This window comes from Mesorhizobium sp. U510, from assembly GCF_059180695.1.
This window is the reverse complement of the sequence record NZ_CP180532.1, coordinates 727,638-747,616: the sequence shown is the minus strand read 5'-3', so window position 1 is coordinate 747,616 and position 19,979 is coordinate 727,638. Positions and strand designations below refer to the sequence as shown.

23 protein-coding genes and 1 pseudogene are annotated in these 19,979 nt (G+C 64.1%); 13 read left to right on the top strand and 11 right to left on the bottom strand.

Annotated elements, in window-relative coordinates:
• Positions 1 to 218 precede the first annotated feature (218 nt).
• The 4 genes from ccmA (at position 219) to ACLGL5_RS05585 (ending at position 2,429) form a co-directional block, all read left to right on the top strand.
• Positions 219 to 854 carry a heme ABC exporter ATP-binding protein CcmA gene (ccmA, locus tag ACLGL5_RS05600; RefSeq protein ID WP_064981497.1) on the top strand — a complete coding sequence of 212 codons (636 nt, stop codon included), beginning with the start codon at positions 219 to 221 and terminating at the stop codon, positions 852 to 854.
• Positions 854 to 1,519, top strand: coding sequence for a heme exporter protein CcmB (gene ccmB, locus ACLGL5_RS05595; protein ID WP_019862060.1), 666 nt, complete (start codon positions 854 to 856; stop codon positions 1,517 to 1,519). The genes ccmA and ccmB overlap by 1 nt, the downstream gene beginning before the upstream one ends.
• Before the next feature lie 161 nt (positions 1,520 to 1,680).
• Positions 1,681 to 1,854, top strand: coding sequence for a heme exporter protein CcmD (gene ccmD, locus ACLGL5_RS05590; protein WP_010912356.1), 174 nt, complete (start codon positions 1,681 to 1,683; stop codon positions 1,852 to 1,854).
• A complete protein-coding gene (locus tag ACLGL5_RS05585; protein ID WP_019862059.1) occupies positions 1,851 to 2,429 on the top strand; it encodes a DsbE family thiol:disulfide interchange protein in 579 nt (192 codons plus the stop codon). The genes ccmD and ACLGL5_RS05585 overlap by 4 nt, the downstream gene beginning before the upstream one ends.
• A 300-nt stretch (positions 2,430 to 2,729) precedes the next feature.
• Here the strand turns inward: ACLGL5_RS05585 and ACLGL5_RS05580 are convergent, their stop codons facing one another.
• Positions 2,730 to 2,897, bottom strand: coding sequence for a hypothetical protein (locus ACLGL5_RS05580; protein WP_019862058.1), 168 nt, complete (start codon positions 2,895 to 2,897; stop codon positions 2,730 to 2,732).
• Between the two features lie 292 nt (positions 2,898 to 3,189).
• Between ACLGL5_RS05580 and ACLGL5_RS05575 the strand changes: the two genes are divergently transcribed.
• Both ACLGL5_RS05575 and ACLGL5_RS05570 read left to right on the top strand, forming a co-directional pair.
• On the top strand, positions 3,190 to 4,110 hold the full coding sequence (locus ACLGL5_RS05575; RefSeq protein ID WP_019862057.1) for an SMP-30/gluconolactonase/LRE family protein: 921 nt from the start codon (positions 3,190 to 3,192) through the stop codon (positions 4,108 to 4,110).
• A 162-nt stretch (positions 4,111 to 4,272) separates the two neighbouring features.
• Positions 4,273 to 4,479, top strand: a complete 207-nt coding sequence (locus ACLGL5_RS05570) for a tautomerase family protein (protein ID WP_019862056.1) — start codon at positions 4,273 to 4,275, stop codon at positions 4,477 to 4,479.
• A gap of 240 nt (positions 4,480 to 4,719) precedes the next feature.
• On the opposite strand, the gene ACLGL5_RS05565 is transcribed toward ACLGL5_RS05570, so the two are convergent.
• The 9 genes from ACLGL5_RS05565 to ACLGL5_RS05525 form a co-directional block, all read right to left on the bottom strand.
• On the bottom strand, positions 4,720 to 5,250 hold the full coding sequence (locus tag ACLGL5_RS05565) for an NADPH-dependent FMN reductase (protein ID WP_019862054.1): 531 nt from the start codon (positions 5,248 to 5,250) through the stop codon (positions 4,720 to 4,722).
• A gap of 21 nt (positions 5,251 to 5,271) precedes the next feature.
• Entirely contained in the window at positions 5,272 to 5,892 is a 621-nt protein-coding gene (locus ACLGL5_RS05560; RefSeq protein WP_069090519.1) for a pyridoxamine 5'-phosphate oxidase family protein, read from the bottom strand.
• 69 nt (positions 5,893 to 5,961) lie between these two features.
• Entirely contained in the window at positions 5,962 to 6,636 is a 675-nt protein-coding gene (locus ACLGL5_RS05555) for a septation protein A (RefSeq protein ID WP_038650596.1), read from the bottom strand.
• Positions 6,637 to 6,681: 45 nt separating this feature from the next.
• Complete coding sequence (ftsY, locus tag ACLGL5_RS05550; protein WP_069090518.1) at positions 6,682 to 8,730, bottom strand: signal recognition particle-docking protein FtsY; 2,049 nt, start codon at positions 8,728 to 8,730, stop codon at positions 6,682 to 6,684.
• A 12-nt stretch (positions 8,731 to 8,742) separates the two neighbouring features.
• Positions 8,743 to 10,083 (bottom strand): tRNA (N(6)-L-threonylcarbamoyladenosine(37)-C(2))-methylthiotransferase MtaB, encoded by a 1,341-nt coding sequence (mtaB, locus tag ACLGL5_RS05545; RefSeq protein ID WP_069090517.1) that lies wholly within the window; start codon positions 10,081 to 10,083, stop codon positions 8,743 to 8,745.
• A complete protein-coding gene (gene dapF / locus ACLGL5_RS05540) occupies positions 10,083 to 10,967 on the bottom strand; it encodes a diaminopimelate epimerase (RefSeq protein ID WP_038650590.1) in 885 nt (294 codons plus the stop codon). Before dapF ends, mtaB begins: the two co-directional genes overlap by 1 nt.
• 145 nt (positions 10,968 to 11,112) lie before the next feature.
• Complete coding sequence (locus ACLGL5_RS05535; RefSeq protein ID WP_010912345.1) at positions 11,113 to 11,274, bottom strand: DUF1328 family protein; 162 nt, start codon at positions 11,272 to 11,274, stop codon at positions 11,113 to 11,115.
• A gap of 201 nt (positions 11,275 to 11,475) precedes the next feature.
• Positions 11,476 to 12,042, bottom strand: coding sequence for a hypothetical protein (locus ACLGL5_RS05530; RefSeq protein ID WP_069093217.1), 567 nt, complete (start codon positions 12,040 to 12,042; stop codon positions 11,476 to 11,478).
• A gap of 70 nt (positions 12,043 to 12,112) precedes the next feature.
• A complete protein-coding gene (locus ACLGL5_RS05525; protein ID WP_069093216.1) occupies positions 12,113 to 13,165 on the bottom strand; it encodes an MBL fold metallo-hydrolase in 1,053 nt (350 codons plus the stop codon).
• Between the two features lie 237 nt (positions 13,166 to 13,402).
• Here ACLGL5_RS05525 and ACLGL5_RS05520 point away from each other — a divergent pair, with 237 nt between their 5' ends.
• Entirely contained in the window at positions 13,403 to 13,942 is a 540-nt protein-coding gene (locus ACLGL5_RS05520; RefSeq protein ID WP_069090516.1) for a protease inhibitor Inh/omp19 family protein, read from the top strand.
• Positions 13,943 to 14,023: 81 nt separating this feature from the next.
• The gene (gene zapE, locus ACLGL5_RS05515; RefSeq protein ID WP_069090515.1) at positions 14,024 to 15,241 is read left to right on the top strand and encodes a cell division protein ZapE; all 1,218 of its coding nucleotides are present in this window, start codon (positions 14,024 to 14,026) and stop codon (positions 15,239 to 15,241) included.
• Positions 15,242 to 15,398: 157 nt separating this feature from the next.
• On the opposite strand, the pseudogene ACLGL5_RS05510 reads toward zapE, so the two are convergent.
• A pseudogene (locus tag ACLGL5_RS05510) lies at positions 15,399 to 15,659 on the bottom strand (GNAT family N-acetyltransferase); the annotation flags it as partial.
• A 282-nt stretch (positions 15,660 to 15,941) separates the two neighbouring features.
• Here ACLGL5_RS05510 and mdh point away from each other — a divergent pair.
• Genes mdh through sucD form a run of 5 tightly spaced genes read left to right on the top strand, consistent with a single transcriptional unit; the run spans position 15,942 to position 19,945 of the window.
• Positions 15,942 to 16,910, top strand: coding sequence for a malate dehydrogenase (gene mdh / locus ACLGL5_RS05505; protein WP_069090513.1), 969 nt, complete (start codon positions 15,942 to 15,944; stop codon positions 16,908 to 16,910).
• A gap of 49 nt (positions 16,911 to 16,959) precedes the next feature.
• Positions 16,960 to 18,153: an ADP-forming succinate--CoA ligase subunit beta gene (gene sucC / locus ACLGL5_RS05500; protein ID WP_069090512.1), complete on the top strand. Its 1,194-nt coding sequence runs from the start codon at positions 16,960 to 16,962 to the stop codon at positions 18,151 to 18,153.
• 4 nt (positions 18,154 to 18,157) lie between these two features.
• Positions 18,158 to 18,529, top strand: coding sequence for a cupin domain-containing protein (locus ACLGL5_RS05495; protein WP_064981484.1), 372 nt, complete (start codon positions 18,158 to 18,160; stop codon positions 18,527 to 18,529).
• 3 nt (positions 18,530 to 18,532) lie between these two features.
• On the top strand, positions 18,533 to 19,030 hold the full coding sequence (locus tag ACLGL5_RS05490; RefSeq protein ID WP_069090511.1) for a DUF1579 family protein: 498 nt from the start codon (positions 18,533 to 18,535) through the stop codon (positions 19,028 to 19,030).
• 12 nt (positions 19,031 to 19,042) lie between these two features.
• Entirely contained in the window at positions 19,043 to 19,945 is a 903-nt protein-coding gene (sucD, locus tag ACLGL5_RS05485; protein ID WP_010912334.1) for a succinate--CoA ligase subunit alpha, read from the top strand.
• Positions 19,946 to 19,979: the final 34 nt, after the last annotated feature.

The following is a 19,979-nucleotide window of genomic DNA, read 5'->3' as shown; positions in this document are numbered from 1 at the left end:
AGGTGCGGGTACGGCCATTTCCGCTGTCCGTTCCCAAGCAACCCGAGCCGTTCAAGGCGGCGCGTGCGCTGGTTCGGCGCTAATTCTGTTCCCGAGCCGACCGCTGGCACGGATGCACCGCATATAGAGAATTTTCTGGAATAGTTCTAGACAGTCAAAAAGCAAATTTGTGCGATGCGGCAGCGACCGCGGAACATTGTTTTCGGGGCAGGCGAGGGATGCGGCTTATCGCCGAAAATCTGGGCGGCGAACGCGGCGGCGAGGGGGTTTTTTCCGGCGTCGGCTTTGCGCTCGATCAGGGCCAGGCGCTGGTCGTCACCGGGCCGAACGGATCGGGCAAATCGACCTTGCTCCGGATCATCGCCGGACTGCTGCCGAAGGCCGAAGGCCGGCTGCTGATCGAAGGTGGCGGCGATGACTTTCCGTCGATCGCCTCGGCCTGTCATTATCTCGGGCATCAGAACGCGATGAAGACGGCGCTGAGTGTCGTGGAAAACCTGCGCTTTTGGCGTGATTTCAATGGAAGTGGCGATTCGAGTGTCGACGAGGCGCTGGAGACCGTCGGGCTCGGCGGCATCGGCCATCTGCCGTTCGGCTATCTCTCGACCGGGCAAAGGCGGCGCGCGGCGATCGCCAAGCTCTTGGTCAGCCATCGGCCGCTGTGGCTGCTCGACGAGCCGACGGCGGGTTTGGACAAGGCTTCGGAGGCGCGGTTCGCGGCACTGATGATGAAGCATTGCGTGGCTGGCGGGATGATTGTCGCGGCGACGCATCTGCCGCTGGGGATCGAGGCGACGGAGTTGAGGATGGGGGAAGCCACAGAGCGCCTGCCTCAACAAGGGATCATATCGTAATGTGGTCCCTCTTCGCCCGTGACATCCGCCTCAACATCCGCGCCGGCGGCGGCGCGTTGACCGGCGTCATTTTCTTCCTCGCCGTCATCGCCACCATCCCGTTCGGCGTCGGGCCGGACCTGAAGCTGCTTTCCCGCATCGGCCCGGCGATCCTGTGGATCGGCGCGCTGCTCGCCTGCCTGCTCGGGCTCGACCGGCTGTTCCAGGCCGACCGCGAGGATGGCTCGCTCGATCTGCTGGTGCTGGGCAACGACCGGCACATGCTGGCGCTGACCGTGCTGGTCAAATGCCTGGCGCATTGGGCGGGCAGCGTGCTGCCGCTGGTCGTCGCCGCCCCCTTGCTCGGCCTGTTCATGAACATGGAGCCGCTCGGCATCGGCGCGACCGCGCTGACGCTGCTGGTCGGCACGCCGGCCATCACCTTCATTGGCGCCGCTGGTGCCGCGGTGGCGGTGGCGCTGCCGCGCGGCGGGCTGCTGATCTCGGTGCTGGTGCTGCCGCTGACCATTCCGGTGCTGATCTTCGGCGTTTCGGCGAGCTACGGCGCGACGGCCGATCCCGATCCTTTCCTGCAACCCTTCCTCATTCTTGCCGCGCTGACGCTGTTTCTTGGCGTGCTGGGGCCGGCCTCGGCAGCGCTGGCGCTGCGCCACGGAACCGATTGAGCGAGGTTTGGCATGGTTTGCGCGACATCAAGGGCGGCGGCGCGGCGGCCATGTAGGTTTGAAACCACGGCGCGTTGCGCAGCCATGGGCATGTCGCTAAGGGAAAGCATGATCGAACGAGGCAGACGGCTGGAAAGAGGCGCGCCGATGGAGCGGCAGGCATGAGTGCGCACGCACTCTATGTCACGGCCGCCTACGGCATCACGGCGGTTGTTCTGGCCGGGCTGATCGGCTGGATCCTGCTCGACCAAAAGGGCCGCAAGCGCGATCTTGCCGAACTGGAAGCAGCCGGCGTGCGGCGGCGTTCCGACAAGGCGGAGGCAGAAAAGTCGTGAGCAGCGAAACCGAAACGCCGACGCGTGGTCGCCGCCTGTTCGTGCTGTTGCCGCTGCTGATCTTTCTCGGCCTGGCGGGCCTGTTCCTGTGGCAGCTGTTGTCAGGACGCGATGTCTCGGAAGTGCCATCGGCGCTGATCGGGCTGCCGGCGCCGCAGACCAATCTGCCGGCACTGGAGGGGTCAAACCTGCCGGGGCTTGATTCCAGGGCGTTCGCCGGCAAGGTCACGCTGGTCAATGTGTTTGCGTCATGGTGCGCGCCGTGCCGCGAAGAGCATCCGGTGCTGCTGGCGCTGTCGCAGGACAAGCGGTTCACCATGGCGGCGCTGAATTACAAGGACCGGCCGGAAAACGCCCGCCGGTTCCTCGGCGATCTCGGCAATCCGTTCCAGGCCATCGGCGTCGACGAAGCCGGCCGCACGGCGATCGACTGGGGCGTCTACGGCGTGCCGGAAACCTTCGTCATCGGCAAGGACGGCAGAATTGCCTACAAGCATGTCGGCCCGCTGACGGCGGAAGCGGCGCGGGATCTCTTGCTGCCGCAGATCGACAAGGCATTAGCAGCACCGAACTGATGGCGTTCTCGCGCTTCGTCATTCTAGGGCGAAGCAAGGAGCGAAGCGACGCGGCGCAGACCCTGGAGCTGCTCAGCAGCCCAAGGAATCCATGTTGGTCAAGGATACTTCGGATCAGAATAGGCGTTGCGTACAGCGGTAGACAGAAATTCTGCACCGCCGCGGCGCTCGAAGAGCACCGCCGCGGCGCTCGAAGATCACGGCATGGATCCCTCGGGCTGCTGAGCAGCTCCAGGGGTCTTCGCTCCGCTTCGCGTCGCTACGCCCAAGGATGACGAACGTGATAGGTCGACCGAATACTCAGCCGTAGATCTGTTTGTGGATCTGGTAGAGCATTTCCGAGCGGTCGGCGCGCATGTCGGCCAGATCGCGGCTGGAGAAGCTGTCGATTTCGGCGACGAGGCGGTTGTAGTGCTTGCGCTTGGCGATGTTGTTGCGAGCGCGGGTCATGAGATCGTTGAAGATCATAGCAAGGGTCCTTCTGTGCCGCATTCTGGCGGCGGTTTCTTCCTCCCTTGGTCAATACGAAACATGACATAGGATTAGTGCATTGCAAAAAGAATATGTTGCAATGCACCATTGCACGCAGCGCATAGCCGGTTAATCGAGTCCTAAGGCGTCCTGGTTGGACGATCGGGGCCAGAACTGCCTGGGCGGCGGCTTCCTCTCTGTTTTGTCATACAAATTGCGAAGGCCGCGTCTTGCCAGATCGATCGCGGGCTGGCTTGATCCGGTATCACGTGATGCCGGGAGGAAATGCATGGCGGCCGCAGACTATTACGAAATTCTCGATCCGCGCTTCGCGCGCCTGTTCAACGGCAATGCGCAGGTGGAGAAGCTGTTCACCGGATGCCGCTGGGCGGAAGGGCCGGCCTGGTTCGCCGCCGGGCGCTATGTCGTCTGGTCCGATATCCCGAACAACCGCATGCTGCGCTATGACGAGACGGATGGCAGCGTCAGCGTCTTCCGCCAGCCCTCGGGCAATTCCAACGGCAACACCGTCGACCGGCAGGGCCGGCTGGTGACCTGCGAGCATTCGGGCCGCCGCGTCAGCCGCACCGAGCATGACGGCTCGGTCACCACCATTGCCGCCAAATGGAAGGGCAAGCGGCTGAACTCGCCCAACGACGTGGTGGTGAAGTCCGACGGCTCGATCTGGTTCACCGACCCGACCTACGGCATCGACACCGACTATGAGGGCGACAAGGCCGAGAGCGAGATCGGCGCCTGCTACGTCTACCGGGTCGATCCCGACAGCGGCGAGATCGAGGCCGTCATCACCGACATGGTGCGGCCCAACGGGCTCGCCTTCTCGCTCGACGAAAGCCTGCTCTATGTCGTCGACACCGGCCGTACGCACGGCGCTGAGAACCCGGCGCATATGCGGGTGTTCAACGTCGGCAAGCACGGCAAGAAGGTGTCGGGTGGCAAGGTCTTCGCCGACTGCACCGCCGGCCTGTTCGACGGCTTCCGGCTCGACGCCGACGGACGCATCTGGACCAGCGCTGCCGACGGCATCCACTGCTACGATCCGGACGGCACGCTGATCGGCAAGGTCAAGGTGCCGGAGGTGACCGCCAATTGCGTGTTCGGCGGCGCCAAGCTGAACTGCCTCTACATCGCCGGCACCACCTCGCTCTATTCGGTGCGGCTGATGGTGAACGGGGCCAAGACTTTTTGAGGCTGCTCGACACGCTTCTCTGGCGGGTTTTGATGGCGTTGCTGCGCATACCCGTGGCGCCAGTTGCGCCTCGGCTACCGGAGCTGCCGCCATTCAGTTCTCCGGAAAGGATCTCGAAGCAGTCTCTTGCCGGTATCAGACACAATTCAAGGGGAGAGCGTCATGCCATTCGTCAACATCCGCATCGTCAAGGAAGTGATCGCCGCCGATCCGGCAGGCAAGAAGGCTGACATCGCCAAGAAAGTCACGGCGGCCATCATGGACGCCACCGGACTTGGCAATGACGATGTCTGGGTGGTTTTCGAGGAGGTCAATGCCCGCGACTGGTATGTCGGCAGGACCGACGTCGAGACGCTGCGGAAGGGGTAGGGTGGCGACGCTCGACTGCGGGTGCACCTTTCCTTCGTCATCCTCGGGCTTGACCCGAGGATCCATGCCGTGACTTCCGACTCGGAGTGCTGCGGTGCAGAATTCTGTAAGGATTGCAGCGCCTTAGTGTAACGGCATGGATTCCTTGGGCTGCTGAGCAGCTCCAGGGGTCTGCGCCGCGTCGCTGCGCTCCTTGCTCCGCCCTAGAATGACGAAGTCGTATAGTTGGCCGCCAACAGATCAGCGCGAGCGGATAAACTCCGCGAAGGCCGTGAGCCCATTGCGCATTGCCAGCACGCTCACCGGCTCCGCCAGGATGCCATCCACCTCCGGCGGCTTCTTCCCCAGCAATGCAACCTCGATCCCGCCCTCACAAAGCGCGAAGGACATCGTCCGCATGACCTCGGCCAAAGCGGCGCGGGCGAACAGCGAGCGCTGCGAGGCGTGGGCCAGCATGGCGGGCTTGGCGATGGCGGCGTCGCGCGAGACCAGCCAGTCGAGCGCGTTCTTCAGCCCGCCAGGCACGCCATGGGCATATTCGGGACAGGAGACGATGATGCCGTCGGCGCCGGTGACGGCGTCGATCAGCTCGGCCGCTTCGCGCGGCGTGCGCTCGCCCTCGTCATCGGGATTGAAGATCGGCAGACGGCCGAGCCCGCCATAGATGGTAACGCGGCAGCCCGCCGGCGCGTTGCGCGCCAGTGCCGCGACCAGGGCGGAATTGGTGGAGGCAGCCCGCAAGCTGCCGGAGATGGCGAGAAGGTTCAGCACAGCGTGGGATCGGTCCGGCGCCTACCACATCGTCTGCTTGTATTCTTCGTCGAGCCAGCGGTCCGTCGCCTCGGCCGAATCGGCGACCACCAGCTGGTCGCGCAGGATCTGGCCGAGCGTCGGCAGCGTCGCGCGGTCGTACCAGGTGTCGGGCTTCCACAGATCAGAGCGCATGAAGGCCTTGGCGCAATGCATGTAGGCCGCCTTGACCGTGACCACGATGACGCTTTGCGGCTCCTTGCCGTCGACGGCGAGGCGCTTGCGCAAACCGGCGTCGACGGTGATGCGGGCATCGCCATTGACGCGCAGCGTCTCGTTCATGCCGGGGATGAGGAAGAGCAGCCCGACCGAGGGATTGCGCAGTATATTCTCCAGCGTGTCCAGCCGGTTGTTGCCGGGCCGGTCGGGGATGGCGATGGTCCTGTCGTCGAGAATGGCGGCGAAGCCGGGCTTGTCGCCCTTCGGCGTCACGTCGGCATTGCCGGCACCATCGGACGAGCCGATCAGCACGAAGGGGCTCTTGCCGATGAAGGAGCGGCAATGGCCGTCGAGCGCCTTGAGCTCCTTGCGAATGGAACCGTCGGTCGGCCGTGGCGTCTTGTAGACCGTCCGCAATTCTTCGTGCGTGGTGACGAATTCCATGGCCCTCTCCTCAGTTGTTTGGACGCAATTCCGGACGGAAAACCGCTTCACACTCGTCCTGGAATTGCTCTACTTGCCGGCCTTTTCTTCCCCGCTTGCCTTGTCGTCCAGCGAATGGCGCAGGATCAGCGGCATCTGGCTGAAGGTGAACAGAAGCGTGATCGGCATGATGCCCCAGACCTTGAAGGTAACCCAGGCATCGGTGGAAAAATTGCGCCACACCACTTCATTGACGATGGCCAGGAACAGGAAGAACAGGCCCCAGCGGAAGGTGAGCTTGCGCCAGCCTTCGGCATCGAGCTTGAAGGCAGAATCGAAGACATAGCCGAGCAGCGACCTGCCGAAGAACAGGCCGCCGAGCAGCACGCCGCCGAACAGCGTGTTGACGATGGTCGGCTTCATCTTGATGAAGATGTCATCCTGCAGATAGAGCGTCAGCGCGCCGAAGATGAAGACGACGACGCCCGACACCATCGGCATGATCGGCAGCGTGCGCGTCAGCAGCCACGAGGCGATCAGCGCGATTGCCGTTGCGGCCATGAACAGGCCGGTGGCGACGAAGATCGGGCCGCCGAATTCGCCCAGAACAGGGAATTTCTGCACCAGCCACTCGCCGCGCGCATTGGCGAAGAAGAACACCAGCAGCGGCCCAAGCTCCAGCACCAGCTTGAGCACGGGATTGACGCCTTCCTTCTTCTCTTTCTGCGGGTCGGACGGATCGCGTTCGAGAATGGGTGGGTTCATGATCTTCCTTCTTACGCACGATCCCGTTGAAAAGGGATCATGCCGTTACGCCACTCCAGCGATCGCCCTGGCGAATTCGCTCGCGGAGAAAGGTTCGAGGTCGTCGACCTGTTCGCCGACGCCGATGAAATAGACCGGCAATTTGTGCTTTGCCGCGATCGCCACCAGAATACCGCCGCGCGCCGTGCCGTCCAGCTTGGTCATCACCAGGCCGTTGACGCCGGCGATGTTGCGGAAGATCTCGACCTGGTTGAGCGCGTTCTGGCCGGTGGTGGCGTCGACCGTCTGCAGCACGGTGTGTGGCGCTTCCGGGTCGAGCTTGCCGAGCACGCGCACGATCTTCTCGAGCTCGGCCATCAGTTCAGTCTTGTTCTGCAGGCGTCCGGCGGTGTCGATGATCAGCACGTCGGAGCCGGCTTCCTTGGCCCTCTCGAAGGCGTCATAGGCGAGGCCGGCGGCATCGGCGCCGAGCTTGGAGGCGATGACGGGCGATTTCGTCCGTTCACCCCAGATCTTCAGCTGTTCGATCGCGGCGGCGCGGAAGGTGTCGCCGGCGGCGAGCATCACCGATAGGCCGCCATCGGTCAGTTTTGCCGCCAGCTTGCCGATGGTGGTGGTCTTGCCGGTGCCGTTGACGCCGACCACCAGGATGACATGCGGCTTGTGCGAGAGGTCGAGTTCCAGCGGCATGGCGACAGGGGTCAGCACCTTCTCCACCTCGGCCGCCATGATGGCGCGCACTTCGGTGTCGGAGACATCCTTGCCGTAGCGGCTGGAAGCCAGCGCATCGGTAACGCGCAGCGCCGTCTCCATGCCGAGATCGGCGCGGATCAGCACGTCTTCCAGATCCTGCAGCGTGTCCTCGTCCAGCTTGCGCCTGGTGAAGACGCCGGCAATGTTGCCGGTGAGCTCGCGCGAGGAACGGGCAAGCCCGTCCCGCATGCGCTGGAACCAGGAGCGCCGCGGCGCCGGCTCCGGCGCCTTCACCGGCTCGGCCTTCTGCTCGACCTTCTTGGCGACGGTCACCTTGCCGGGAGCGGGTTTCGGTTCCGGCATCGGCTGTGGGACGGGCTGCGGCTCGGGCGCGATCTCGGCAATGACGGGCTGCGTCTCGATCGGTGCCGGCTGACGAATGGGAGGCGCGATTTCCGCCGCCGGGGCCTGAGGCGCGGCAGTCGCTGGCGTGAGTTCGGCAGCAGGTGCCAAATCTTGCGTGCGCTCGCGCTGCCCCTCACCCTTACCCTCTCCCCGTGAAGTACGGGGAGAGGGGGGCGTCGGCGTCGGGGCTTCTTCTTCAATGTTTGCGAGAGAAGGCGTGGCGTCACTGGCAGCTTCCTTCTCCCCGTCTCTATCCGGGGAGAAGGTGCCGGCAGGCGGATGAGGGGCGGCGCCAGCTTCTAAAGTCGGCTGTGCGGACGGGGCCGCCGGTGGAGGTACCTCGATCGGTGCTGGTGTCTCGACCGGGATCTCCGCAGGCGGCGCTGGCACTTCGATCGGTGCCGGTTCGGGCTGCCTTTCCGGGCGCGGCGGCACAATCTCCGGCTCGGCAGGTGCCGGAGCGGGGACTTCTTGCGGCTGCGGCTCGGGAGCGGGCTCCGGAGCGGCGGGAGGAAGCGGAATTTCCTCGGGCGCCGGCGGCTCCGGCGGCTCAGGCGCGGGTGCGGGTTCCTCTTGCGGCGCGGGCTGCGGCAGGGGTTCCGGCTCGGCGGGAATCGCCGGCACCGGCATGGGCGGGATGGTCGGAGCGGGCTCGGGTGCCGGTTCCTCGACAGGCGACGGCTGAGGCGCGTCCTTTACCTCCCCCTCGATGGGGGAGGTCCCAAGCGCAGCTTGGGGGTGGGGGTGATCGGCGCTGGCGTCGGCGCTGTCACCCCTCCCCGCCACTTCGTGGCGACCCTCCCCATCGAGGGGAGGGTGGCGCGCTGGTTCCAGCTCCTCGCGCTTCAGAAACTCCGGAACGACCTGTTCGGCAGCCGGCTTCAGCGCATCGAGCTGGTCCCATTTGATCGGGGGCAGCGGGGCGGTCTCGTCGACGCGCTCCTCGACAACCTCTTTCTTGCCGAACGAAAATATCTTCTTGAAAAAACCAGCCATGCTTTGCGTTTCTCAGGCGGCGCGTGCGGCAAGCGGCACTGCGTTGAGCCGGGCGCCATCGTGGCCAGTAATTGTCGCTTCGACGATCTCGCCCGGCGCGCCGGTGCCGAGTGCGGCGAGGGTAAATCCTTCGGTGCGGCCGAGGCCATCGCGCTCGATCAGGATCGACTGACGGGTTCCAGCCAGCGAGGACAGATGGCGCCGATAGGCGGCTTCGCCGGCGGCGCGCAAACGGGCGGCACGCTGCTTGACCAGTTCGCGGCGGACCTGCGGCATGCGCGCGGCGGGCGTGCCCTCGCGCGGTGAAAACGGGAAGACATGGAGATGGGTCAGGCCACATTCCTTGACGATTTTTATCGAGTTCTCGAACATGGCGTCGGTCTCGGTCGGGAAGCCGGCGATGATGTCGGCGCCGAAGACGATCGCAGGGCGCAATTTGCGCACATCCTCGCAGAAACGGATCGACTGGTCGCGCAGATGCCTTCGCTTCATGCGCTTCAGGATCATGTCGTCGCCGGACTGCAGCGACAGATGCAGATGCGGCATCAGCCTGGGTTCGGTGGCGATGGCATCGAGCAAATCGTCGTCGGCCTCGATGGAATCGATCGAGGATAGCCGCAGGCGCTTCACGTCGGGCACCTGCTTCAAAATGGTCTTCACCAGTTTGCCGAGCTTGGGCGCCCCCGGCAGATCGGCGCCGAAACTGGTCATGTCGACGCCGGTCAGCACGATCTCGGCATAACCATTGCCGGCGAGACGCTTGACCTGCTCGACCACGGCGCCCATCGGCACCGAGCGGGAATTGCCGCGGCCATAGGGAATGATGCAGAAGGTGCAGCGATGGTCGCAGCCATTCTGCACCTGGACGAAAGCGCGGGCGCGGCCTTCTATGGCATCGACCATGTGGCCGGCGGTCTCGCGCACCGAGAAGATGTCGTTGACGCGGGCCTTCTCGGTGTCGTTGACGCCGAAATCCGGCAGCGCGCGGTACGAGTTTGCCTTCAGCTTCTCTTCATTGCCAAGCACGAGATCGACCTCGTCCATGGCGGCGAATTTTTCAGGCTCGGTCTGCGCGGCGCAGCCGGTGACGATGATACGCGCCAGCGGATTGTCGCGGCGCGCCTTGCGGATCGCCTGTTTGGCTTGGCGGACCGCCTCGCCGGTGACGGCGCAGGTGTTAAAGATCACCGCGCCGCCTTGCAGCGTGCCGAGACCGGCGCTTTCGGCCTCGCGCCGCATCACTTCGGATTCATAGGTGTTCAGCCGGCAGCCGAAGGTCACCACGTCAATGCGGCTGGGGGCCTCGGAAAGGGAGCCGTCGAAATCCGGACTCCTGGACAGAGCAACCGACATCAGGCCGCGCTTTCGGTGTCGCGGGCCCAGGTGCCGGTCGAGGGATCGAAGCTGCCGGAAAATTCCCACTCGGCGGCACCGGTCAGGATGACGTGGTCGTCCTCGCGCCATTCGACATGCAGCGTGCCACCGCCGGGGGTCAAAAGGCTGACGCTGCGGCCGGTGCGCCTCGTGCGGGCCGCGGCCACCACCGATGCGCAGGCGGCGGAGCCGCAGGCCTTGGTCAGGCCGGCGCCGCGTTCCCAGGTACGGATGATCATGCTCTCCGGTGAGGTCACCTGGGCAATGGTGATGTTGGCGCGCTCGGGAAAGATCGGGTGGTTTTCGAGCAGCGGGCCGAAACGCTCGAGCTCATAGGACCAGACATCGCGGTCGACCCAGAAGATGGCGTGCGGGTTGCCCATCGAGACGGCGGAGGGCGAATGCAGCACCGGAGCGTCGATCGGGCCGATCTGCAATTCGATCATGCGGGTGTCGCGGAACTCCTCGGCGAGCGGAATTTCCTGCCAGCCGAAATGCGGCATGCCCATGTCGACCGAGATCGTGCCGTCGGCATGTTCCCTGGCGTTGAGAATGCCGGCGCGGGTCTCGAAGGTGAAGGTCTTCTGGCCGGTCTCGGCGGCGAGCGCCTGGACGACGCAGCGCATGCCGTTGCCGCAGGCCTGCGCACTGGTGCCATCGGAATTCAGGATGTCGACATAGTAGGCGGTGCCCGGCGTCTTCGCATCATGGATCGCCATGATCTGGTCGAAGCGGGTCGCGGCATCGGCGTTCAGCGCAAGGGCCGCCGCCGCCGTCACCTGATCGGCACGGCCGCGCATATCGGCGACGATGATCTCGTTGCCGATGCCGTTCATCTTGGCGAAAGGGGCAGTGCTTGCCATTGCTCCGCGAAATTCCGTGTCCGTTTGGCGCTATATGGCGGAAACGGGCGGGAATTACCAGTGCGCAGGCGTGTTCCGTCACGGCGAAGACGCCGGACTGGTCACGGCGAAGGCGCCGGACTTAGTCACGGCGAAGACGCCGGACTTAGGTCACCGCGAAGATGCCCAGCACCACCAGCAGGAAGATGACGAGAACGATGCCGATGAGGATGCGCGCGCCGGTGGCCGCGGCTCCGGCCAGCGCCGGCATGCCGAGCAGGCTCGCCGCCGCGGCGACGATGAGCAGGATGATGATCCATTTGATCATGGGAATGCCTCGCAAGCCGATAGATTTCAAAACCGCATGAAAACGCTTCTGTCGCGCTTGGGTTCCCGCCGGCTGCGAGGCGATGTCAGTGGAAAAACTAAAGCGCGTCGCGTTGAAACGGATTCATGCGACGCGCTTTAGGTCTCTGCTTTTATGCATATCGTTCTCCGAAAAACCGAGATCACTTTTGGGCGACATGCATCAGCCGGCGATCTCGATATCGGTGCTGAACGGCGCCGTCTTGGTCGAGTTCTGGTCATGCATGAGGAAGTTGCACTTGTATTTCCCGGCCGGCAATCCATCGAGGGACAGGTCGAGTTTGAAGAAGAGTTCGCGGTTGTGCGAGCGGGAAGCGACCTGCACGCTGCCGATCTTCTCGAAGGTACCCAGAGCTTCGCCCGAGTCGGAAAGCACGGTGAGGTCGACGGAAAGCGCGATCTGGCTGTTGCCGAGGCCGTCCGACCCATAGCCGTAGCCGACCGGCTCCATATAGAGCACGACCTTCTCGCCTGGCTTGTAGATGTGATTGGCACGCTCGCTGTAGATGCCGAAGCCGCCGGCCGAATCGACCTGTTTGACATTCTGCACGGCGAGCGGCATCGCTTGCCACAAGGCCTCCTCGGCGCCGCGGAATTTCTCCAGCGCGCCGGCTCCGTCACCGGCCTGCAGCGCCTTTTCGGCCTCGGCGGCGCGATCAGTGATTTCGCCCGCGAAAGCCGCCGGCACCGAGATTGCCAGCACCATCAGCGCTGCAAGCATAGATTTCATCCGCATCCCCCTTTTCTGCTGGGCGGACCATCGGCGAAAATGACGGTGCCGTAAATGGCCAATGCAGACTTCAGCCGCGCCCGATCTCCGGCACGTCCCAGACCTCGCCGGGTTGCAAGGCGCGAAAGCGCTCCGGCGGCACGCCCTCCGCCTCACGCGCCTCGGCCAGTTTGCGGACCGGTTCGTCCATCGGTTCGTCGGTGAGCTGGAATGTGCCCCAGTGGCAGCCGGCGGCGAAGGCGGCCTTGCACAGCTTCATGCCTTGCACCGCTTCCTCCGGGTTCTGGTGCTGCGGCGCCATGAACCAGCGTGGCTCATACGCGCCGATCGGCAGGATGGCGAAGCGGAAGCCGCCATGTTTGTCCGCCATCAGCCGGTAGTTGATGCCGTCGTGGAAGCCGGTATCGCCGGCGAAATAGAGTTTGCCGCCCGGCGTCTCGATGACGAAGCCGGCCCACAGTGCCATGCGCCGGTCGCGGGCACCGCGCGCCGACCAGTGATGCGCCGGCTCGATGTGGATGGCGGCGCGGTCACCGATGTCGATCCTGTCGCCCCAGTCATGCGCCGCCAGCCGCATGCCGGGAACCGCCTCGCCGATCAGCACATCGTTGCCGAGCGGCGTCACCACCAGCGGATCGTCGCTTTCCTTCAGTCGCCTCAGCGTGACGAGGTCGAGATGGTCATAATGGTTGTGGCTGACCAGCACGAGGTCGATCGGCGGCAGGTCGTCGAAGGCGATGCCCGGTGCATTGACGCGTTTCGGCCCGGCGAAGGAAAACGGCGAGGTGCGTTGCGACCAGACCGGATCGGTGAGGATGTTCAGGCCGGCCGTCTGGATCAGCAAGGTCGAATGGCCGACCATGGTGACGGTCAGGTCGGTGCCTTCGACCCTCGCGGACGGCCTCGCCTGCGGAAAGGGACTCGGGCTGGTCGCCGGCCATTTCGCGCGTTGGCCGTTGAGCTGCCATTTCAGCAGATCGGTGAAGCGGCCGGGCATCCGGCCACCGGGATTGAAGAACAAGGTGCCATCGAAATGGTCGCTGGGCGGACCGCTGTAATAGCGGTTGGCGGCTTTCTTTCTTGCGGCCAAGGTATGCTCCAGCGGGTTTCGGTTTCTTGACATAGGTTCTGCGCCGGTTGGCGCAAGCATTTGCAGGGCGAATGCGCGGTCGCGGCCGAACTCCACGGATTTGAGCGACGGGGCGAACATGGCAGGTCGAGATTGCGATAAATTTGCAACAATCTTGCCGCAAACCCTATTTTAACCATATCGGGTTGAAATTTCGCCACCTTCTCCATCTTGGTGGAGGGTGATATTGCGCGGACGGCTTCCCCCCAGCCGGATCCGACGGAGGTTGTAATGAATTTTTCGAAAAGCGGTCTTGTGGCCGTATCGCTGGCGGCGCTCGTTGCGAGCGGTTGCTCGACCTCGCGCTTCTCGTCCATGGACGACCAGCAACCGGCGCCGCTGCAGCCGGCGCCGGCCGGCCAGGTGACTTCCAACCAGCTGCCGCCGCCGGCCTCGCCCGGCACCACCGACCCGTCGAAGTTCCCGACCGCTCCGGCGAACACGCAGGTTGCGTCCTTGCCGCCGGACGGCCAGGCGCCCGCCGGGGCCTCGGATCTCAGCGCGGCAGCCGTCGCCGGCGTCTGGAATGCCAGCGTTTCCGGGCAGAGCTGCAAGATCGCGACACCGCAGACCAAGTTCGGCGCCGGCTTCCGCGCCGGGCCGCTGCATTGCCCGGCTCCGATCGACGGCATCAAGTCGTGGAACGTCGCCGGCAAGCAGTTGACACTTTACGATGAGAATGGCGGCTCGCTGGCGCGGCTCTATTCCTCGGGCGGCTCGAAATTCGACGGCCAGACTTCCAACGGTCAGCCGATTTCGCTTACTAGGTAGCCCGATCTCCCCAGTGCATGTCGCCCAAACTGGGGCTCCGGTTTTGGGGCAACGACGTGCATGAGAAAAACGACGTGACCGATGCATCTGCGTGACGGCCTCCAGACCCATGCGACCGTCAGGCAGCGCTACGACCACCTGGTGGAAACCGGCGCGATCGGACGCGATCCGGCGCAGGAGCGGATCGCCGCGGCGCTCGACCGGCTGACCGACGAGATCTCGGCCAAGCGGCTGGCGCACAAGTCCAGCGCGCTGGGCTGGCTGTTTGCCCGCAAGCGCGAGACGCATGAGGCCGTCAAAGGCCTCTACATCCATGGCGGCGTCGGCCGTGGCAAGACCATGCTGATGGACATGTTCTTCGAGCTGCTGCCGGTCCGGCGCAAGCGCCGCGTGCATTTCAACGACTTCATGGCCGATGTGCAGGACCGCATCCAGAAGCACCGGCAGGCGCGCAAGAACGGCGACGTCAAAGAAGACGATCCTATCCCGCCCGTGGCCAAGGCGCTGGCTGATCAGGCCTGGGTGCTGTGCTTCGACGAATTCTCGGTCACCGACATCGCTGACGCGATGATCCTGTCCAGGCTGTTTTCGGCGCTGTTCGCCAATGGCGTCGTGTTGATCGCTACTTCGAACGTGGCGCCGCAAGATCTCTACCGTGATGGGCTCAACCGCCAGCTGTTCCTGCCGTTCATCGGCATATTGGAACGACACGCGCAGGTGCTGTCGCTCGACAGCGACAAGGATTACCGGCTGGAAAAGCTCGCCCGCACGCCGGTCTATGTCACGCCAGCCGACGACACGGCCGACCGGACGCTGGACGAGGCCTGGCGGACGATGACGCGCGGCGCGCCGACAGCCGCGACCTCGCTGACGCTGAAGGGCCGGCAGGTTCTGGTGCCGGCCGCCGCCGGCGACGCGGCGCGGTTCTCCTTTGCCGATCTCTGCGAAAAACCGCTTGGCGCGCGTGATTTCCTGGCCATTGCCGGACGGTTCTCGACCATCTTCATCGACCATGTCCCGGTGCTGGGCGAAGGCAAGCGCAACGAGGCCAAGCGCTTCATCCTGTTGATCGACACGCTTTACGATCATCATGTGCGGCTGGTGGTGAGCGCCGAGGCGCCGCCACAAGAGCTTTACGTGGCAAAACGCGGCGTCGAGGTGTTCGAGTTCGAGCGCACGGCCTCTCGCCTGATCGAGATGCAGAGCCGCGACTGGCTGGAGGACTGGGCTGAGCGGCGAAAAGAAAGGGCGCCGCCGGCTGCGGCACCGCGGGCTCAAGCCCTGCCTTCGTCGTCCTAAGCAGATGGACCCAAAGCAGAGCGAAGACCCTGGTCACTAAAGCCTGTACGCATACATGACGAAACTCTCCGCTTCCCCATGCGGCTCCTTGCGCGAACTCATAAAGTGCCCGGGCCGGGAGGTTGCCGGGTTCGGTGCCAACCCAGGCCTCCTCGCAGCCATTCTCCCTGCCGATCGCGAACATCGCGTCGAGCATTTTGCGCGCGATACCCTGGCGCTGGAAGGCGGGCGATACGCCGACCTCGTCGATGTAGAGTTCCGCAACCTTGTCAGGATGGCGGTGGATCACCGCCGCACATTGACCGACAACCGCGCCGTCAGCCAGGGCTACGACCATGAAATGGCCGGGTTGGCTGAGATAGGCTGCCAATCGATCCGGCCTGACCGGTTCGTCGAACACATCCTCGGCGATCCGCATCACAAGGGCGTCATCGCCGGCTTCAAGCCTTACGATCTCCATCTTCATTGTGTAACTTCTCCCAAGTCGGCTTACAAACTTTGACGTTTACGTAAATCCCAATCCATCTAACCGATTGAAAATGTTCACTCCAAAATAATCGTTTGAATTTATCTTGCACCGGGGCTATTGGGTGCGGCGAAATCTCGCGGGTTTCCTCAGCATTCCGGCCTCTTCCTCGACGCCGTCATCAAGTCGTCAAAGATTTGGGCGCAGTCACAGACAAAGGGAAAACATCCTCACATGGCACGCAACAAGATAGCGCTTATCGGCTCGGGCATGATCGGCGGCACGCTGGCCCACATGATCGGCCTCAAGGACCTCGGCGACGTGGTGCTGTTCGATATTGCCGAGGGTATTCCGCAAGGCAAGGGGCTCGATATCGCGCAATCGTCGCCGGTCGATGGTTTCGACTCCCGGCTGACCGGCGTCAACGACTATGCCGGCATCGAGGGCGCCGATGTCTGCATCGTCACCGCCGGCGTGCCGCGCAAGCCGGGCATGAGCCGCGACGATCTGCTGGGCATCAACCTAAAGGTCATGGAACAGGTCGGCGCCGGTCTGAAGAAGTACGCGCCCAAGGCCTTCGTCATCTGCATCACCAACCCGCTCGACGCCATGGTATGGGCGCTGCAGAAGTTTTCCGGCCTGCCCAAGACCCATGTCGTCGGCATGGCCGGCGTCCTCGACAGCGCGCGCTTCCGCTATTTCCTGGCCGAGGAATTCAAGGTTTCGGTCGAGGACGTCACCGCCTTCGTGCTCGGCGGCCACGGCGATTCCATGGTGCCGATGATCCGCTACTCGACGGTGTCGGGCATTCCGCTGCCCGACCTCGTCAAGATGGGCTGGACCTCGAAGGAGAAGCTCGACCAGATCGTGCAGCGCACCCGTGACGGCGGCGCCGAGATCGTCGGCCTGCTCAAGACCGGCTCGGCCTATTACGCGCCGGCGGCCTCGGCGATTTCCATGGCCGAAGCCTATCTCAAGGACAAGAAGCGCGTGCTGCCCTGTGCGGCCCACCTCTCCGGCCAGTATGGCGTCAAGGGCACCTATGTCGGCGTTCCCGTGGTGATCGGCGCCGGCGGCGTCGAGCGCATCATCGAGATCGACCTCAACAAGAGCGAACAGAAGATGTTCGACAGTTCGGTGGCGACGGTGCAGAGCCTGACCGAGGCCTGCGTCAAGATCGCGCCGCAGCTCGCCTCGAAGTGAACCCCACCAAAACGTCGACCCCGGCAAAACGACCTGGAGATAGTTCCCGATGAACATCCATGAATATCAAGGCAAGGCGCTGCTGAAGAGCTTTGGCGCGCCGGTGGCCGAAGGCGTGCCGGTGTTCAAGGCAAGCGAGGCGGAAGCCGCGGCACGCGCGCTGCCCGGCCCGCTCTATGTGGTGAAGAGCCAGATCCACGCCGGTGGCCGCGGCAAGGGCAAGTTCAAGGAACTGTCGACCGACGCCAAGGGCGGCGTGCGGCTGGCGAAGTCGGTTGCCGACGTCGTCGCCAACGCCAATGAGATGCTCGGCCACACGCTGGTGACAAAGCAGACCGGCCCGGCCGGCAAGCAGGTCAACCGCCTCTATATCGAGGACGGCGCCGACATCGAGCGCGAGCTTTATCTGTCGATCCTGGTCGACCGTTCGGTCGGCCGCATCGCCTTCGTCGTCTCGACCGAAGGCGGCATGGACATCGAGGCGGTCGCCCACGACACGCCGGAAAAGATCATCACCGTCGCCATCGACCCGGAAAAGGGCGTGACGGCGGATGATGTGAGGGCGCTCAACGCAGCCCTCAAGCTCGACGGCGACGCGGCCAAGGATGGCGGCACGCTGTTCCCGATCCTCTACAAGGCCTTCGTCGAGAAGGACATGAGCCTGCTCGAGGTCAATCCGCTAATCGTCATGAAGAACGGCCGGCTACGCGTGCTCGACGCAAAGGTGTCGTTCGACAACAACGCGCTGTTCCGCCATCCGGACGTGCTTGAACTGCGCGACACCACCGAAGAGGACGAGAAGGAGATCGAGGCGTCGAAATACGACCTCGCCTATGTCGCGCTCGACGGCAATATCGGCTGCATGGTCAACGGCGCAGGGCTTGCCATGGCGACGATGGACATCATCAAGCTTTATGGCGCCGAACCCGCCAACTTCCTCGATGTCGGCGGCGGCGCGTCCAAGGAGAAGGTGACGGCGGCGTTCAAGATCATCACCAAGGATCCGGCGGTCAAAGGCATACTGATCAACATCTTCGGCGGCATCATGAAGTGCGACATCATCGCCGAGGGCGTGATCGCCGCGGTCAAGGAAGTCGGGCTGGAAGTGCCGCTGGTGGTGCGCCTGGAAGGCACCAATGCCGAACTCGGCAAGAAGATCATCAACGACAGCGGCCTCAACGTCGTGTCGGCCGATGATCTGGACGACGCAGCCAAGAAGATCGTGGCGGCGGTGAAGGGCTGAGCCTGTGCCTCCACGCAAGATAAACCTGGTCGAGGCGGCGGATCAAAAGATCAGCAAGGTCTTCGATCCGCATATCGCCGGCGACGTCAATGACAGTCAGGCCAAGGTCGCCAAATTCGGCGCAACCTTCGACTGGCACGCGCATGACAATGAGGACGAAGCCTTCCTCGTGCTGCGGGGCAGGATCGCCATCGATTTTCGCGACGGACCGGTCGAGCTCGGCGAGGGTGATTTCATCGTCGTGCCGCGCGGTGTCGAGCACCGGCCGCGTTCGCTCACCGCCGAGCCCGTGGTGCTGATGTTCGAGCCGGCGACGACGCTCAACACCGGCAACGCCAAGAGCGACCTCACCGTCACCGATCTGAAGCGGCTCTGACCGATGAACGCTGCCTCCTTCTCCTCGCTTTCCGCCGATCACCAGCGCCTGCAGGCGCTGGTCGGCGCGTGGCGCGGCGAGGAAGAGGTCGCGGCCACGCAATGGACCGATGCCGGCACGGCGACGTCCGAAGTGCTGGCGGAGGCGCAGTTCGGCGGCCTGTTCGTGGTGCAGCGCTATCGCCAGCGCCGCGACGGCACGATTTCCTTCGGTTCGCACAATGTGTTCGGCTTCGACCAACCGAACCGCCTCGTCACCATGCACCAGTTCGATTCGATGGGCTTTGTCCCGGCCTCGCCGGCGACGGGCTCGTGGAATGGCAGCGAGCTCAATCTGGAGCGGTCGTCGCCGCGCGGCACCGCGCGGGTGACGTATATTTTCGACGATGCCGACACCTACCGCATGCGACTGCATTTCAAACCCGCCGGCAGCGATGGCTGGCATGACATGGTGAGCGGCGTGTACCGACGCGTCTCGCCTTCCTCGATCAACAGTCTTTAGAAAAGGGCTCCAATGTCCATTCTCGTCGACAAGAACACCAAGGTGCTGGTGCAGGGCCTGACCGGCAAGACCGGTACGTTCCACACCGAACAGGCGCTGGCCTATCACGGCACCAAGATGGTGGGCGGCATCCATCCCAAGAAGGGCGGCGAGACCTGGACCGGATCGAAGGGCGAGAGCCTGCCGATCTTCGCCACCGTCGCCGAAGGCAAGGCAAAGACCGGGGCCAATGCCTCCGTCGTCTACGTACCGCCAGCGGGTGCCGCCGAAGCGATCCTGGAAGCGATCGAGGCGGAAATCCCGCTGATCATCTGCATCACCGAAGGCATTCCGGTGATGGACATGGTCAAGGTCAAGGCGCGGCTCGACCGCTCGACCTCGCGGCTGATCGGGCCGAACTGCCCGGGCGTTCTCACGCCTGACGAATGCAAGATCGGCATCATGCCTGGAAACATCTTCCGCAAAGGCTCGGTCGGCGTTGTTTCGCGCTCGGGAACACTTACCTATGAGGCCGTGTTCCAGACCACCAATGTCGGCCTCGGCCAGACCACGGCCGTCGGCATCGGTGGCGACCCGGTCAAGGGCACCGAGTTCATCGACGTGCTCGAGATGTTCCTCGCCGACGACGAGACCAAGTCGATCATCATGATCGGCGAGATCGGCGGTTCGGCCGAGGAAGACGCCGCGCAGTTCCTCAAGGACGAAGCCAAGCGTGGCCGCAAGAAGCCGATGGCCGGCTTCATCGCCGGACGCACGGCGCCGGCCGGCCGCACCATGGGCCATGCCGGCGCGGTCATCTCCGGCGGCAAGGGCGGCGCCGAGGACAAGATCGCGGCGATGGAATCGGCCGGCATCAAGGTCTCGCCATCGCCGGCGCGGCTTGGCACGACGTTGGTTGAAGCCATCAAGGGCTGAGCGTCGGCGCCGGCAGTGGAATGAGAGCCGACGG